Raw genomic sequence first — 17132 nt, forward strand, 5'->3', positions numbered from 1 at the left:
ACCCCAGCTGACGCTTCGCGCCAGCGTCCCCTCCGTGGCAAGGAGGGGAGTTTGACGTTCTTTAATTTACTCGATGTCCCGTTACCTATTTCTTTTTTTCCTGCTCGTTGCCGCTGCCCTGGCCCAGGCCCAAAAGCCGGCGCTGGTACCGCGCAAGCCCACTGCCGCGCCCAAGGCCAAGCCCCAGACCGAGCAGCCCGCTACGGTGGCCGCCGCCCCGCCCCTGACCCTGGCGCAGGCCATTCAGATTGGGCTGGAAAACAACTTCGACATTCGCCTCGCGCGCACCGACGAGCAGGTGGCCGCCAACAACGTGACGCGCGGCAACGCCGGCCAGCTGCCGGTGGTGGACGGCAACCTCACCCGCACCTTCAACCGCAACAATGTGCGGCAGGAATCATCGAGCCGGCCCGAGCCCAGCATCGCCAACAACGCGCAGTCGAACCTGCTCAACGCCAACGTGGCCGCCACGTGGACCATCTTCGACGGCTTGGGCATGTTCGTTGCCTACGACCGGCTGAAGGCCCTCAACCAAAGCCAGCGCCAGCTCACCCGCGCCACGCTGGAAGAAACCGTGGCCAACATCACGGACGCGTACTACGCCGTGGTGCGCGAGTCGGGCAAAATCAAATCCATCGAAGAGGCTTTGAAAATCGGCCAGGCCCGCATCGACCTCACCCAGGGCCGCGTGGACGTGGGCGTGAGCGCCAAGGTGGAAGTGCTGACGGCCCGCGTGGACTACAACGCCGACCAGTCGGCCCTGATTCAGCAGCAGGAACTGTTGACCACGGCCAAAATCACCCTCAACAACCTGCTGGGCCGCACGCCGCGCCTCGATTTCAGCCCCGCCGACTCCATTGTGGTAACCCGTGACCTGGACCAGGCGGCCATCACCCAGGGCATTCAGCAAAACAACCCGCGCCTGCAACTGGCCAAAACCAACACCGACGTGGCCACCTACGACCGCCGGCTGGTGCGGGCCTCGCGCTTCCCGCAGGTGGGCCTCACCTCGGGCTACGGCCTGAACCGCAATGTGAACGGCGCCGCCTTCTTCGGCAATCAGCTCGTGACCAACACCGGCCGCACCTACGGCCTGAACTACGGCGTGGTGGCCAGCGTGCCCATCTTCGACGGCTTCAACCGCAACCGGCTGGAGCAGAATGCCCGCATCGTGGAGGAGCAAAGCCAGCTGCAGCTCGGCCAAACGCAACTGCAAATCGAAGCCGACGCCCAGCAGGCGTACGCGCAGTACCAGAACCGCCTGCGGCTGCTGGAACTGGAGGAAACTAACATTCTGCTGGCGCGCGAAAACGTGGCCATTGCCCTGGAGCGCTACCGCCTGGGCCTGCTCACGCCCATCGTGCTGCGCGAGGCCCAGCGCACCCAGCTCGACGCCGAGGTGCGCCTGCTCGACATCCGCTTTCAGGCCAAGCAAGCCGAAACGGTGCTGCGTAGGCTGAGCGGCGGGCTGGTGCAGTGACGCTGCGCTTGAACGCTTCGCTTAATGAGGAATGAGGAATGAAGAATGAGGAATTGGCCTTGCGAGTGCAACGAAGCAATCCGTCCGGTGCTCAGCGAATAGGCTGAAACGCAAGAAGCCCCAGCTCTGCCACGGGCCGGGGCTTCTTGCGTTTCAGAGTGCGCACCACCAATAAGCTAAGCCATGTGGGGAGGGAGTTACCGTGCGGCAAGCGCAATTCCTCATTCCTCATTAAGCGAAGCGTCCTACTCTTTGACAAACCGCTTGGTTTCCGAGCCGGACTTGGTGGTGATTTTATAGAAATAGGTGCCGGCCGGTAAGTCCCGCAGGTCCAGCTGCTGGGTGCGGGTTCCTTTTTCCTGCTGGGTTTCAGCCAGGAGCGTGCGGAGCTTCGTCCCGTTGTCGTCGAGCAAGTCAATGGTGACGGGCCCGGCCTTCTTCACTTCGTACTCCAGTTGGCTGGTGGCCGCAGTGGGGTTGGGGTAGAAACTGGTGGCGCCCAGGCCGGGCTCCGTCGGGCCAGTAGCGGGCGCGTTGGGGTCCAGGAGCAGGAACGCGGCGGGCTTGAAGAAGCGGCGCGTTCCGTGGTGTCCGCGCATCCGGCCACCGAAAGCGGCCAGTTTTTGCTGCTGCTCGGGGGTGGCGTTTTTGGCCGCAATGGCCCGGATGTCGGTGCTCCACTTTTCCCGCTGGGGCTGCACTTCCCGGGCCAGTTGGGCGATGGCGCCATCGTACTTCTGGGCCAGCTGGGCCACGTTCAGCATGACGCCGCGAGCTTCGGCGCGCAGCTGCTGCACCTGCTGCTGTTGGGCGTCGGTCAGCGCCGGGCGAGGGCCTTGGGAGGCGCCTGCGGGGCGCAGGCTGCGGCGCAGGGCCTGGCCGCGAGCTTTCACGTCTTGCAGCTGGGCGCGGTAGGTGGCGAGCTGGGCGCGGTCGGCGGCGGTGAGCTGGGACTCCAGCTGCTGCCGCTGCTGCCGCAACACGGGCAGCACGTTGGCCTGGAAGTAGGCCTTGATTTCGCGGCGCACGGGCCGGTCTTCGCGCGGGCGGAACCGGCCGTCGCGGGCCGCACCGGCCAGGGTGGCCGAGAGGACGACGAGCAGCAGCAGGGCCAGAAATTTGGGAGCGGTAAGTTTCATGACGATGAGTTAAGCACTAGTTTGAAGTAGAATGCTCCCTATAGATGCGCGGGCGGCGACGGGGTTTAAGCCGCGGCTTTCATTTCTTTGCGGCGCGTTTCCGGGCCTATATTCAGGCGGAAATTTCACGCTGCCTCGCTGCATGTCGAAGCCCCGCCCCGCCCCCGGCCTGAAGAAAACCCTCACGCCGCTGCACCTGTGGGCCATTGCCGTGGGCCTGGTCATTTCGGGCGAATACTTCGGCTGGAACTACGGCTGGGCGGTGGCCGGGCCGGTGGGGTTTCTGGTGGCCACGGGGCTGGTGACGGTGCTCTACGTCACGTTCATTTTCAGCTTCACGGAGCTGACCACGGCCATTCCGCAGGCGGGCGGGCCGTTTGCGTACGCGCACCGGGCGTTCGGGCCGCTGGGCGGGTTCGTGGCCGGCTACGCCACGCTGGTCGAGTTCCTGTTCGCGCCGCCGGCCATTGCCTTTGCGCTGGGCAGCTACGTGCATTTTCTGTACCCCGCGGTGCCGGTGCTCTACACGGCCTTCGGCAGCTACGTGGCATTCACGCTGATTAACCTGCTGGGCATCAAGGAGTCGGCCAACTTTTCGCTGGTGGTCACGGTGCTGGCCGTGGCCGAGCTGCTGCTGTTCATGGGCCTGGTGGCGCCGCATTTTAAAGTGGCCAATTTCCTGGCCCATCCGGTGCCGGTGAGCGCGCCGGGCGTGTTCGCGGCCCTGCCGTTTGCCATCTGGTTTTACCTGGCCATCGAGGGCGTGGCTATGGTGGCCGAGGAAGTGGCCGAGCCCCGCCGCACCATCCCGCGCGGCTACGGCTACGGCCTGCTCACGCTGGTGGGCCTGGCCCTGGGCGTGATGGTGCTCACCGGCGGCGTGGGCGACTGGCGCCAACTGGCCCGCATCGACTACCCGCTGCCCGAGGCCCTGGGCCTGGCGCTGGGCAAAGACAGCGGCTGGACCCGCTTCTTCGCCAGCATTGGGTTGTTTGGGCTGGTGGCCTCGTTTCACGGCACCCTCATCGGCTACTCGCGGCAGGTGTTTGCCCTGGCCCGCGCCGGCTACCTGCCCGGCTTCCTGGCCCGGCTCAACGGCCGCCAAACGCCCCACTGGGCCCTGGTGGCGGGCGGTGCCGTGGGCGGCGTAGCGCTGCTCACCGGCACCACCGCCCAGGTCATCGTCCTCTCGGTGCTGGGGGCGCTGGTGATGTACATCGTCAGCCTGCTCAGCCTGTTTGCCCTGCGCCGCCGCGAGCCGACGCTGGTCCGGCCCTTCGCGGTGCCGGGCTACCCGCTGGTGCCGCTGATGGCGCTGGCGCTGTGCCTGGTAAGCCTGGGGGCGCTGGTGTACTACAACCTGCGGCTAAGCGGCGTTTTTTTGGCGGGCCTGCTGGGGCTGCTGGCCGTGTACTGGCTAATCAACCGTAACAGCAGAAATAACTAGCCAGACCGTCCTGCCAAGCTTGTCGAAGCACCCGCCCTGGGAAACCTCACCCCCGGCCCCTCTCCCAAGAAGAGGGGAGCCTGACGATTTTCGGTAAAAATTAAAGTCAGTTGTCGGTAAAGAATTAAAATTTAGCCGTGTTTGCAATGTTCACATCTTGTGTCAGGCTCCCCTCTCCGCGGGAGAGGGGCCGGGGGTGAGGTCATTCGCAAGCTCATCTCCCATTCCTCACTAAGCGCAACGCCATGTCCTACCGTCACACCATCGGCTCCCGCACTTACGTGTTTGCTGACTTGAAAACGCTGCTGGCGCGGGCCTCACCCCTGCGCTCGGGCGACGTGCTGGCCGGCGTGGCCGCCGCCACCTACGAGGAGCGGGTGGCCGCCCAGTACGCCCTAGCCGATGTGCCGCTGCGGCAGTTTCTCGATGAAGCCCTGGTGCCTTACGAGCAGGACGAAGTGACCCGCCTGATTCTGGACACCCACGACGCGGCGGCCTGGGCACCCGTCGGCCACTTCACCGTGGGGCAGCTGCGCGACTGGCTGCTCTCGGACGCCGCCGACGCGGCCACGCTCCGGGTGCTGGCGCCCGGCCTCACGCCGGAGATGGTAGCGGCCGTGTCCAAGCTTATGCGCAACCAAGAGCTGATTGGCGTGGCGCGCCGCTGCGAGGTCGTGACGCGCTTTCGCAACACGCTGGGGCTGCGCGGGCACCTGGCCACCCGCCTCCAGCCCAACCACCCCACCGACGACGCCCGCGGCATTGCCGCCAGCTTGGTCGACGGCCTGCTCTACGGCAGCGGCGACGCCGTCATCGGCATCAACCCGGCCACCGACAACCCCCGGGCCGTGCGCCACCTACTGCAGATGCTCGACGCCGTGCGCGAGCAGTACGCCATTCCCACCCAAACCTGCGTGCTCTGCCACGTCACCACCACGCTGGCGCTCCTCAACCAGCAGGCGCCTGTGGACCTGACCTTCCAGTCCATCGCCGGCACCGAGGCGGCCAACGTCAGCTTCGGCATCAGCCTAGCGCTGCTGCAGGAGGCCTGGGAAGCCACGCTGGCGCTGAACCGGGGCACCGTGGGCCAGGACGTGATGTATTTTGAAACCGGCCAGGGCAGCGCGCTTTCGGCCAACGCCCACCACGGCCTCGACCAGCAGACCTGCGAGGCCCGCGCCTACGCCGTGGCCCGGCGCTTCCGGCCGCTGCTGGTGAACTCGGTGGTCGGCTTCATCGGCCCGGAGTACCTCTACGACGGCAAGCAAATCATCCGGGCGGCGCTGGAGGACCATTTCTGCGGCAAGCTGCTGGGCCTGCCCATGGGCCTGGACGTGTGCTACACCAACCACGCCGAGGCCGACCAGGACGACATGGACACCCTGCTCACATTGCTGGGCGTGGCCGGCTGCAACTTCATCATGGGCGTGCCCGGGGCCGACGACATCATGCTCAACTACCAGTCCACCTCCTTCCACGATGCGCTCTACCTGCGCCGCGTGCTGGGCCTGCGCCCGGCCCCCGAGTTTGAGGCCTGGCTGAATCAGCAGGGCATCTTCGATGCGCAAAACGAGCTGCTGCCCGCCGCCAGCGCCACCAAGCTGCTGACGCAGCTCCCGGCCGCGCTGCGGTGAATAAAAACGGCTTGCTGCCAATCGCGCTTCTATCCAATCGCGGCGCCACTTCCACGAAGGCCATTTTGTATCTTCAACGCCACAAGCCCGGCCGGCCGGTTGTTGAAACTGGTTGGTTTATCTGCTTCGGCACCGGGCAAAAGGAAGCGTCATGGCAATAGACCACGTGTTCATTTTTTCAGCCCGGCACGGCGCCGAAGCCGACGAACTGCTGGCTTTCGGCTTTACCGAAGGAAGCAGCCGGACGCACCCGGGGCAAGGAACCCGCAACCGTAAGTTTTACTTCGAAAACTTCTTCCTGGAAATCCTTTGGGTGATAAACGAGCAGGAGTTGAGGAGCGACTTGCTGGCGCCAACCAAGCTCTGGGAGCGGGCTAATTTCCAAACCAATGCTCATTCCCGATTTGGCCTGTGCCTGCTCAACGACGACTCCACGGACGCGCTCTTTACCCCCAGCGTGGCCTACCAGCCCGCTTATTTTCCGCCTGGTTCCGCGATTGAGGTCCTTCCTAACGCGGAGCAGCCCGCTTTGCCGTGGACGTTTCGGCTGCCTTTCAAAGGGCCACGCCAGAAGTCCGACGAGCCCACTGCCCACCCGAATGGCCTCGTGCGTTTAACCAACGCGACGTTTGGGGTCCCGTCGCTCGACCCGCAAAACAGCTTCGTCCGTCACTTCCAAAACGAACCGGATATTGCCTTCACCGCAAGCAGTAGCCCCGATTTAGTTTTGCTCTTCGACAACCACAAAACCAACAGGACCAAGGTTTTCGAGGGGTTCCCCCTGACAATAAAATATTAAAAGGGCGCGGCCCCTCGCCTGATTTCCCCAACCGCCTCGCCGCGTGTGCTTCTTTTCGCTGCTGCGGGGCTGTTTCGTAACCTGACTTGGCCGTTACAGCCCCAGCTTCGCCATGCCTGACGCCCCCGTTCCCCTCTCGACCGCTCCCGAACCCGACCCCTGGGCTCCGCTCAAAGCCTTCACCGCCGCCCGCATTGCGCTGGGGCGCACGGGAACGAGCGTGCCGCTGCGCGAGTCTCTGGCGTTCAAGCTGGCCCACGCCCACGCCCGCGACGCGGTGTATTCGGTGCTGAATACCGAGCAGCTGCTCACCGACCTGCGGCCGCTGGAGCTGCCCGTGCACCAGGCGCGCAGCCGGGCCGCCACGCGCCCGGAATACCTCCAGCGCCCCGATTGGGGCCGGCAGTTGGCAGGATCTGCCAAAGCCGAATTAGCGGGGCAGGCCGCGGGCGAGTGCGACCTGGTCATCGTACTGGCCGACGGGCTCTCGGCGGCAGCCGGCAACGAGCACGCCCTGCCGCTGCTGCGCCTGCTACTACCCCGGTTGCGGGAAGCCGGGCACCGGCTGGGCGCGGTGGTGGTGGCCGAGCAAGCCCGCGTGGCCCTGGGCGATGAAATCGGGCAGCTGCTACGGGCCCGGCTGGTGCTGGTGCTCATTGGCGAACGGCCGGGCCTGAGCTCGCCCGACAGCCTGGGGGCCTACTTCACCTTCGGCCCGCGGCCCGGACTTACGGACGAGGCGCGTAACTGCGTGTCCAACATCCGCCCAGAAGGGCTGACGTACCCGGCCGCGGCGGATAAGCTGTTTTACCTGCTGCACGAGGCGTTGCGGCTCCAGCTATCGGGCGTGGGCCTGAAGGATGAATCGGACTTGCTGTCGGCGTGAATTGACGGCACAAAAAACGGTGCTTCGCGTCCTTTCTATAAGTTGCCAGTTGCTGATTAACAAGCCATAAGTAAGCAGTGGTAAGACTTCATCTGGCTAAGGCTTACGCCCTTCCAGCCCCCGTAGGGTCGTACCTGGGAAACAGGAGTTGAGAATTGCTTAGGCAAATTCACCTTTGGCTTAATCAGGCTAAAAATCACCCGAGCCTGAATCGAAATAATAGTAATCCGACTGTAAATCGTTTAACTCCAGACGGCATTTGGGTTGGCCCGGATAGCAACCGTACAAGTCAGGATGGGAATCGTCTGGTCGGGCCCGGAAAGTGGGTGACGCTGGAGCGGAGTCGCACAAATCGGGCACGGATTTACAATAGTCAGAATGCCAAAAAAGCCTTGGCACGCCCAGGAAGCTGTTTGCATCAGCTAAAAAAGGGTAGCGTTGCCCTATTTTGCGTCTCGTTGGGCGCGCCGCCTACCCCAAACGCTTCACGATGAGCCCAAGGACGAGACGCCAACGGTTGCGTCGCAGACGCGCGCCAGTACCAAGTTGGCCTGGTGGGTGAGCACGGCGTAGGCCGCCGCCCGGCGCGGAACCGCCAGGCCCAGCAACGCGGCCAGCAGCAAAGGATATAATTGGAGCATGGGCGCAGTAAGCACAACGTTGGGTGCCTGCCACGGCGAACCGGGCCCAACCGTTGCTGGCGGCGGCTCCGGGCAGCATTGCAACTTTCAGTCGGTCAGTTAGCCGCCGCGGCCACCGGTGCGTTAGCCCACCGGTGCCTCGCCTAAGACGGCCGGGGCTGGGGCGTGTAGGTGGGCCCCGCGCAGCGCGGGCCCTGGGCCGTCCAGGCCAGCCGGTCGATGCAGAACTGCCGCTCGGTCATGTCGGGGTTCCAGGCGTGATACGCGAGGTATTCGGTTTTGCCGTCGAGGCTCATCACGTGGGAGTGGTGGCCGGGGCCGCGCACGTGGCCGGCCACGGCGTGCAATACCCGCGGCCCTTGCTCGGCCCCTTTGTCGGAATAAGGCCCCGTGATGGCATCGGCCACGCAGTAGTCCACGCCGTAGCGGGGCGTGAGGAAGTTGGCGCCGCTGTAGAAACAGTAGTACTTGCCGCCGTGCCGCCGGATGAAGGGCCCTTCCAGGGTGTGCCACTCGGGGAAGGTCTGGTTGTCGTAAAGCGGCATGGTGCGGTTTTTCTCAAACACCGTCCAGTCGTAACGGGCGCGCATCACGGTGCGGCCTTCGCCGGCCAGGCGGGTCATGTCGAGCAGGCGGTCGACCACCAAGCCAGTACCGGGGCGGTAGCCGTTCTCAGAGTCGATGAAGTCGCGGGCATAGAACAAATACCACTGCCCGTCGGTGTCCTGGTAAGCGTGGGCGTCGATGGTAAACTTGCTGGCGGGCACGTCGAGCAGGGCCACTTGGGTATAAGGGCCTTCGGGGCGCTTGCTGGTGGCCACGTGCAAGCGGTGCCCCACGGTGGCGTCGATGGCGCCGCCGCCCTTGGAGTAGTACATGTAAAATGTGCCCTTGTGGTACACCACTTCGGGGGCCCAAAAGTCGGCGCCCTCGGCCCCGGGGGGCGGTGTAAGGCCCCCTCCGGCGCTTTTCCAGTCCACCAGGTTGGCCGAGGTGAGCAGAGTGAAAATGCGACCGTCGGCGGTGCGCCCCTGCCCCGTAGTACCAAAAGCGTAGTAGCGGCCCTGGTGCCGCAGCACAAAGGGGTCGGGGAATTGGCCGACGTACACGGGGTTGGTGTAGGTGCCAGCGGCGGCGCGGGCGGCGGCTTGGCTGGCTGTGGATAGGGCAGCCAAGCCGGCGGTGGCTTGCAGCATAAAGTCTCGGCGGGTGGGCATGGCGGGCGGGGCGTCGGTGAGGAAAAGCAGGTTTGCAACGGGCAAGATATGAGCAGGCGCGGCGTACTGGTGGTCGGGGCAGTCCTTTTGCGGCACCGGAACCGCCACGGCCTTCGCAGTGCCAGCCACTACGCAAAACACCTTCCGAGTGCCCAATGCCCCTATCTTTCCCGTTGCAAAACCACCTGCGGCCAGGCCACGTGGCCCCACGCCCGAGCCCCTGCCCGGCAGAGAGCCACGGCGGCACTTGCCAAAACCGGACTTGCTTACGCTTCCTTCACCCTGATTCAGTCCATGAAAAAGCTACTTCTCTTCGCGCTGCTGGCACTGGCCTCCACGGGCTCGTTTGCGCAGAAAACCAAGGCCAAAAGCAAAGGCGCGGCCGCCGCCGTGCAAGGCCAGCGCTGGTCCGTGGAAAAGGCCAACGCCTGGTACAAAGCCCACCCCTGGATGAGTGGCGCCAACTTCACCCCGAGCACCGCCATCAACCAACTGGAAATGTGGCAAGCCGCCACCTTCGACCCCACTACCATTGACCGGGAACTGGGCTGGGCCCAGGGCATTGGATTTAACACCATGCGCGTGTTTTTGCACAGCCTGGCCTGGCAGCAAGACCCCAAAGGCTTCAAGCAGCGCCTCGACACGTATTTGGGCCTGGCCGACAAGCACCGCATCAAAACCATCGTGGTATTCTTCGACGACTGCTGGAACAAGCTGCCGCAAACCGGCCCGCAGCCCGCGCCCAAAACCGGCGTGCACAACTCAGGCTGGATGCAGGACCCCGGCGACGTCATTTCGCGCGACTCCAGCAAGTTCATCGCCCTCAAGCCCTACGTGCAGGACGTGCTCGGCAGCTTTGCGCACGACCCGCGCATCCTGCTCTGGGACTTGTTTAACGAGCCCGGCAACTCCGACAAGTTCGCCACCTCGCTGCCGTTGGTGCGCAACGTCTTCGCCTGGGCCCGCGCCGTGGGCCCCGACCAGCCCCTGAGCATCGGCCTCTGGAACTGGGATTTTGAGGCCCTGAACAAGTTCCAGGCCCTGAATTCCGACATCATCACCTACCACTGCTACGACGAGGTGCCCTCCCACCAGCGCATCATCGAGCTGCTGGAAACCCACGGCCGGCCGCTCATCTGCACCGAGTACATGGCCCGGCCCCGCAACAGCCGCTTCGCCAACATCATGCCCCTGCTCAAGAAACAAAACGTGGGCGCCATCAACTGGGGCCTCGTCGACGGCAAAACCAACACCAAGTACCAGTGGGACCTGCCCATTACCGACGGTGGCGAGCCGGTGGAGTGGTTTCATGAAGTGTTCCGGCGAGACGGGGTGCCCTACCGCCAGGACGAAACAGATTTGATTAAGAAAACAAACGGAAAATAACGCCGCCCAGCCCGGCAGCACCTCACGAGACCCCCGTAGATGAATTATTCCTGCCTCCGACTGCTCTGCGTTTGGACAGCTTTGCTCCTGGCCGGGCCCGGTTTTGCGCAGCAACCGGCAGCCCTCAAGACCACTTTCACCAACCCCCTGCTGCCGACCGGCGCCGACCCGTGGAGCATCTACCACAAAGGCTATTACTACTACACCCACACCACCGGCCGCAACATCACGCTCTGGAAAACCAAGTCCCTGAGCCAACTCAAAACCGCGCCCAGCAAGGTGGTGTGGACCCCGCCGGCCACCGGCCCCAACTCCCGCGACATCTGGGCGCCCGAGCTGCATTTCCTCGGCGGCAAGTGGTACCTCTACTACGCCGCCGACGCCGGCACCAACCAAACCCACCGGCTTTGGGTGCTCGAAAACGCCTCGCCCGACCCCCTGCAAGGCACATGGACCGACAAGGGCCAGGTCACCGATGGCTCCAACAAATGGGCTATCGACGGCTCGGTGTTTGAGAACAACGGCCAGCAGTACCTGGTGTGGTCGGGCTGGGAGGGCGACGTGAACGGCCGCCAAAACATCTACCTGGCCCGCCTCCAAAACCCCTGGACCGTGGCAGGGCTGCGCGTGAAGCTGTCGACACCCGTCTTCCCCTGGGAGCGCAACGGCGACCTGAACAACCCCCAAGACCCGCCCCACGTCGACGTGAACGAAGGGCCGCAGGTGCTGCGCCGCGGCAACAAGCTGGTGCTCGTTTACTCGGCCAGCGGCTGCTGGACCGACTTCTACTCCCTGGGCATGCTCACGGCCTCAGCCGGCAGCGACCTGCTGCTGCCGGGCTCCTGGACCAAGTCGACCGCGCCGGTGTTTCAGCAAGACCCGGCAGCCAAGGTGTTTGCTCCGGGCCACAACTCGTTCTTCAAATCGCCGGACGGCACCGAGGACTGGATACTCTACCACGCCAACGACGAGCCCGGCCAAGGCTGCGGCCGGTTCCGCTCGCCCCGGGCCCAGCCCTTCACCTGGCGGGCCGACGGCACTCCGGTGTTTGGCCGGCCGCTGGCACCGGGCCAGCCCCTGCCCCGCCCTTCGGGCGAATAGGCGCCGGGGTAACTCACAGAGGTTCGTCCGGTTGTTCCACAAGCCGTGCCGTGCCCCATCGAGGGCCCTGGTCAAGTCCCGTCGACCTCGGATTTTGCGGCTAAAAATTGCGGGGCGCGTGCCAACGTTCGTTAAACTTTTGTATATTTAAAAGGGGATAATCAGGCCTGTGGAGTCGCTTCATGCAACCATTGAGCCGGATGAGAGTAAGACGAGATTACAGATGAAGAACAATTTGGTAACATCTGCAATTCAAGTATTGCAGTTGGTTTGCTCAAGGTTGCTTACCCCTGAATACTTTCTGTCTTTTCTTGACAAATTCTTGAATCGTAGGTACTATTGCGTAGCAGTTGGCTCGAACCCGAAATAGGCTAATCCTATTTTTTCGACAATAAACATCTTTTACTGGCCGCTTTTTCCCAGGCATTTTCGTTGCGTTCCCGCGTTCCCGATTGGCCCTTACCACTACTCGCTGTACCGTAGTGCAAACGTTTGCCTTGCTATGATTCCAAATTCCCACCAACCCTTTTCACAATGAAAAAATCTTACCTGAGTTTGCGCCGACAATTTGTACCGGCGCTGCTGTGCTGCCTGCCCTTGTGCACGCTGCCAGCAGTTGGGGCCACAATCGCCACCCCGCACGCAGTAACGGCCCGCCACGCCATGGCCCCGCTGCAAGTGATTACGGGCCGCGTGCTGGACGACAAGGGCGAGGGCCTGCCCGGCGTAACGGTGCTGGTAAAAGGCACCAGCACCGGCACGTCCACCGGGGCCGATGGCGGCTTCTCCATTGATGCGCCCGCCGATGCCACCCTGCTCATTTCGTCGGTGGGCTACTTATCGCAGGAAGTGCCCGTTAACGGACAGACGACCGTGACCGTGAGCCTGGCCACCGACGTGCAGCAGCTCTCGGAGGCCGTGGTGGTGGGCTACCTGGTGCAGGAACGCCAAAATGTAACCGGAGCCGTGTCAACAGTTGGTGCGCAGGATGTGCGGCGCGCCCCAGTAGCCACGATTTCTGAAGCCATTCAGGGCCGCCTGCCCGGGGTGCAGGTAACTTCTGGCGGCACCCCGGGTCAAACGCCTAACATCAACATCCGCGGCGTGGGCTCGATTAACAACGGCTCGGGCCCGCTGTTCATCATTGACGGTTTGTGGGTGACCGGCGGCCTGCGCGACTTCACGCCCCAGGACGTAGAGAGCGTGCAGGTGCTGAAAGACGCTGCGGCGCTGGCGCCCTACGGCGTGTCGGGCGCCAACGGCGTGGTCATCATCACCACGAAAAAAGGCAAGTCGGGTACTACGGCCATCAATTTCAACGCTTACGCCGGCGTGCAAAACCTTGCCAAACGCTACGACTTGGCCAATGCTGAGCAATACCGGTCCCTGGCCACGCAATCCTACGCCAACGCCAACCGACCAGTTCCTTCCGGCATTGCTACTGCCTCGGGCGTGGACACCGACTGGCAGGAAGAATTCTTTAAAACCGGCGTGGTGCAGAACTACAACCTGGGCTTTTCGGGCGGCGGTCCCAACTCTACCTACGCCATTTCGGGCGACTACTTCAGCCAAACCGGCACGGTTATCGGTCCGAAATATCAGCGTTACAACCTGCGCGTGAATTCGGGCTTTACTAAGGGCCGCTTGAAGCTGGGCGAGAACATCGGTCTGACCCGCGCCAACCAGACGCGCCTTAACGGGGTGCCGTTTATTGACATTCTGCGCATCACGCCCATCACGCCGGTGCTCGACGCGGCCAACCCCGGCGGCTTTGGCTACGGTGACTCCAACAACCGCCCCACCTTCGGCTCTAACCCCATTGGAGCTCAAGAGCTGCTCAACAATATTGGCACCAACAACCAGCTGCAAGGCAACGTGTTCGGGGAATTCGCTCTGACTGATTTCCTGCGCTATCGCCTCAACCTGGGCACCCAATTCCGCGCCTTCCGCGACCAACGCCAACAGCAGGCCGGCGGCTTGGCGCCCAACAACATCGTGCCCGTGTCGGGCTTTGTGGATGCGCAGGGCAACGAAACGTTCCTGCTGGCGGAAAACACACTGACTTTTGACCAAAGCTTTGGCAAGAACAACGTAACTGTGGTGGGCGGCTATTCGGAGCAGAAGAACCGCTTTGAATTCACCCAGGGTGCGGCCCAGGGCTACGGCAATGGCCCCACTTTCTTCTGGGCGCTCGATGCCGGGGCCACGCCCCTGCCCCCCGTGGGCTCTACTTACGTGTGGGCCAAACGCTCTTACTTCGGCCAGCTTACTTACGACTACGACGGCCGCTACCTGGTGACCGGCGCTTTCCGCCGCGACGGCTCGTCGCGCTTCTCGGCTGACCGCAAGTACGGCAACTTCGGCGCGGGCTCGGTGGGCTGGCGCGTCTCGAAAGAGGCTTTTTTCTCGGGCATCACCGCCGTCAGCGACCTGAAGTTGCGCGCCTCCTACGGCATCCTCGGCAACGACCAACTTAACGGAGCATACGGCGGCTCGTACTTGTACCAAGCCTTCATCAACCCCAACGTGAACTACAACTTCGGGGGCGTGGTGGCCAACGGCGCCATCCAGACGGCCCTGGGTTCTGGCTCGGTGGGCTGGGAAGAGCGGCGCACCCAGAACTACGGCATCGACCTGGGCTTCCTGGACAACCGCGTGACTGTGAGCGCCGACTATTACATCTCGGAAACGCGCAAAGCCAACGTGAACCCCCAAATTCCGCTGTTTTTGGGCAACGCCGGTGGCGACCCGTTCCAGCAGATTGGTCGCATTCAAAACAAAGGATTTGAGCTGCTGGTGGGGTACAATGAAACCAAGGACCGGTTTCGCTACAGCATCACGGGCAACTTGACTACCATCAACAACAAAGTACTGGAGTTGGGCTCTTCGGGTGCCAACGCCAACTTTTTCAACGCAGGCCCCAACGCCGTGACGCGCACCGAAGTTGGCTACGAGGTGGGCTCGTTTTACCTTTACCAGTTCGACGGCATCTTCCAGACCGCCGATAACATCGCCACCAGCGCCCAGCCCACGGCGGTGCCCGGCGACATCCGCTACAAGGACGTGAACGGCGACGGCAGAATCACCGACGCTGACCGCGCCCACGTGGGCCGGGTGTTTCCCAAGCTGCAGTACGGCCTGAACCTGACGGGTGGCTACGGCGCCTTCGACCTCGCGGCCTTCTTCCAGGGGGTGCAGGGCAACGACGTGTACAACTCCGGCGCTTACTGGCTGGGCCGTTTCGATGACCCGACCAACTACCGGGCCGACCTCTCGCCCTGGACGCCGAGCAACCCGTCGAACACCACCCCGCGCCTGGCCCAGCAGGGCGGCCCCAATACCTTCGCCAATTCCACGCGGTTCCTGGAAAGCGGCTCCTATTTGCGCCTGAAAAACTTGCAAATCGGCTTCACCGTTCCCAAAACCCTGGTGGAAAAAACCAAGGGCCTGAGCAGCCTGCGCCTCTACATGACGTCACAAAACCTGTTCACCGTCACCGACTACTCAGGCTACGACCCAGAAACAGTTGGCGGAATAGCGGGCGACCCACCGGTACAGGGCGGCTCGCTTCTGACCCGCGGCGTGGACGAAGGCGCCTTCCCCAATCCGCGCTCGTTCACGGTGGGTGCCCAGTTGGGCTTTTAATCGTGGCCCGCTTCTTTTCCCTGACTTTAACTTTTATTCAGTGATGAATCTTTCTAAAAAAACCCTGCTGACGGCGGCTGCCGCCGTCACGCTGCTGGGCACGGGTTGCGAGAAAAACCTACTCGAACAGAACAACCCCAACCTGGCCACCACAACTACGTTCTGGAAATCTAGCGACGACGCCGTGCGCGCCTCCAACGCGTGCTACGCCGGCCTACAGGCCGTGGGCACGTACCGCCGTTGGTTTTCCTTCCTGTATGACGGCCGCGACGACACCGGCTGGAGCCAAAGCCCATTTACCCCGCTGCAGGAAGTGACGAAGTTCGTGCAAACGGACTACAACTTTGAAGTCACCAGCAGTGCCTATCGCGATAGCTACCGCACCATCGACCGCTGCAACCAGGTTTTGGCCAACGTGCCCGGCATCGAGATGGACGCCGCGCTCAAAACTCGCATCGTCAGCGAAGCTTACTTCCTGCGCGCTTTGAGCTACTTCAACCTGGTGTCGCTGTTCGGCAACGTGCCGCTCTCCACCCAACCAGGCACCCTTGATTACCGTCCGGCTCAGGCCACCGAAGCCCAAGTATGGGCCCTGGTCATCAGCGACTTGCAGGCCGCCATTGGCACGGGTGCCACGCCCAATCTGCCGGCTACTTACCCGTCGGGTACCGACCGTGGCCGGGCCACGGTGGGCGCGGCGCGCACGTTGCTCGGCAAGGCTTACATGCAGCAGCCCGCCGCCTTCACCGCCAACGGCCAATCGAAATGGAAGCTGGCCAGCGACCAGTTTGCCCTCGTGATTGCCGGCCCCTATTCGCTGGCGGCCTACACCGACAATTTTCGTCACACCACCGAAAACAACCCCGAGAGCATTTTTGAAGTGCAATTTCTGGACTTGAACATCGGCGGCCCCGACGGACAGGGCGGCGTGGATGCTAACACGGCCCAAGGCTTCCAGCGGCCCAAGTTTTTCGGCCCGCCCCAAAACGGCGGCACCGCCAATCTGGGGTTCACCGACTGCGAAGTGCGGCCGTGGGTGGTGAATGAATTTTTGCAGGAAGGCACCACTACCGGGCAGCGCGACCCGCGCCTGGCGGCTACGGTGTTCTACAATTACCGCGCCTTTGCGTCGTCGTTACCGCTCAGCAGCGACACGTTGGTGTACGACCGTTCTCGTCCGGCCGGCGTTGCCGCTGGCACTTACGGCTTCCGCAACCGCTACCGCGGCGATAACTTCAACCTAGGCCGCACCTACTGGCGCAAATACCAGAGCGACTATTACGTTGGCGAAGAAAATTTCGACTCCCCCATCAATTTTCGAGTGATGCGCTTAGCGGACGTGCTCCTGCTGCAAGCCGAAGCCCTGAACGAACAAGGTCAAACCAGTGCTGCCGTGCCGCTCGTCAACCAAGTGCGCCGGCGCGTGGATTTGGCCGACCTTTCAGCCGCGGCTTCGGCCGGCCAGGGGGCCATGCGCACCCAAATTCGCCACGAGCGGGTGACAGAGTTGGCTGGCGAGGGCCTGCGCTGGTTTGACTTGCAGCGCTACGGCTTGCTCAACACCCAGTCCGGTATCGACGAGCTCAAGCAGCGCGATGCACAGTTCAATACCTTCAGGCTCGGCACCTCGCAGTTTCTGCCATTGCCGCAGCAAGACGTGGATTTAGCGCGTCTTACGCAGAACCCCGGCTATTAACTCCACGTTAAATATCCAGTGCGATTGACCAAGAACAGCCGCTCTGCCAAAATAAGCAGAG

12 protein-coding genes are annotated in these 17132 nt (G+C 63.1%); 9 read left to right on the forward strand and 3 right to left on the reverse strand.

Annotation, left to right across the window (positions count from 1 at the left end):
• The first annotated feature begins 73 nt into the window (after positions 1-73).
• Positions 74-1480, forward strand: a complete 1407-nt coding sequence (locus tag RMO51_RS09875; protein ID WP_310394250.1) for a TolC family protein — start codon at positions 74-76, stop codon at positions 1478-1480.
• Positions 1481-1725: 245 nt separating this feature from the next.
• On the opposite strand, the gene RMO51_RS09880 is transcribed toward RMO51_RS09875, so the two are convergent.
• A complete protein-coding gene (locus RMO51_RS09880) occupies positions 1726-2619 on the reverse strand; it encodes a T9SS type A sorting domain-containing protein (RefSeq protein WP_310394252.1) in 894 nt (297 codons plus the stop codon).
• Between the two features lie 142 nt (positions 2620-2761).
• On the opposite strand from RMO51_RS09880, the gene eat reads away from it, so the two are divergent.
• The 4 genes from eat (at position 2762) to eutC (ending at position 7385) form a co-directional block, all read left to right on the forward strand.
• Complete coding sequence (gene eat, locus RMO51_RS09885; protein ID WP_310394253.1) at positions 2762-4066, forward strand: ethanolamine permease; 1305 nt, start codon at positions 2762-2764, stop codon at positions 4064-4066.
• 245 nt (positions 4067-4311) lie between these two features.
• Positions 4312-5700, forward strand: a complete 1389-nt coding sequence (locus tag RMO51_RS09890; RefSeq protein ID WP_310394255.1) for an ethanolamine ammonia-lyase subunit EutB — start codon at positions 4312-4314, stop codon at positions 5698-5700.
• A gap of 151 nt (positions 5701-5851) precedes the next feature.
• Entirely contained in the window at positions 5852-6499 is a 648-nt protein-coding gene (locus tag RMO51_RS09895) for a VOC family protein (protein ID WP_310394256.1), read from the forward strand.
• Positions 6500-6611: 112 nt separating this feature from the next.
• Positions 6612-7385: an ethanolamine ammonia-lyase subunit EutC gene (gene eutC / locus RMO51_RS09900; RefSeq protein WP_310394258.1), complete on the forward strand. Its 774-nt coding sequence runs from the start codon at positions 6612-6614 to the stop codon at positions 7383-7385.
• Between the two features lie 485 nt (positions 7386-7870).
• On the opposite strand, the gene RMO51_RS09905 is transcribed toward eutC, so the two are convergent.
• A complete protein-coding gene (locus RMO51_RS09905) occupies positions 7871-8026 on the reverse strand; it encodes a hypothetical protein (RefSeq protein WP_310394259.1) in 156 nt (51 codons plus the stop codon).
• Positions 8027-8169: 143 nt separating this feature from the next.
• Complete coding sequence (locus RMO51_RS09910) at positions 8170-9372, reverse strand: glycoside hydrolase family 43 protein (protein WP_310394261.1); 1203 nt, start codon at positions 9370-9372, stop codon at positions 8170-8172.
• A 165-nt stretch (positions 9373-9537) separates the two neighbouring features.
• Here RMO51_RS09910 and RMO51_RS09915 point away from each other — a divergent pair, with 165 nt between their 5' ends.
• From RMO51_RS09915 to RMO51_RS09930, 4 genes are all read left to right on the forward strand, one after another.
• Positions 9538-10629: a 1,4-beta-xylanase gene (locus RMO51_RS09915; RefSeq protein WP_310394262.1), complete on the forward strand. Its 1092-nt coding sequence runs from the start codon at positions 9538-9540 to the stop codon at positions 10627-10629.
• A 39-nt stretch (positions 10630-10668) separates the two neighbouring features.
• Positions 10669-11730, forward strand: a complete 1062-nt coding sequence (locus RMO51_RS09920; protein WP_310394264.1) for a glycoside hydrolase family 43 protein — start codon at positions 10669-10671, stop codon at positions 11728-11730.
• 534 nt (positions 11731-12264) lie between these two features.
• Positions 12265-15375 carry a TonB-dependent receptor gene (locus RMO51_RS09925; RefSeq protein ID WP_310394265.1) on the forward strand — a complete coding sequence of 1037 codons (3111 nt, stop codon included), beginning with the start codon at positions 12265-12267 and terminating at the stop codon, positions 15373-15375.
• Positions 15376-15418: 43 nt separating this feature from the next.
• Positions 15419-17071, forward strand: a complete 1653-nt coding sequence (locus tag RMO51_RS09930) for a RagB/SusD family nutrient uptake outer membrane protein (protein WP_310394267.1) — start codon at positions 15419-15421, stop codon at positions 17069-17071.
• Positions 17072-17132: the final 61 nt, after the last annotated feature.

The organism is Hymenobacter sp. (assembly GCF_031398885.1).
In the GTDB taxonomy this organism is placed as follows: Bacteria; Bacteroidota; Bacteroidia; order Cytophagales; family Hymenobacteraceae; genus Hymenobacter.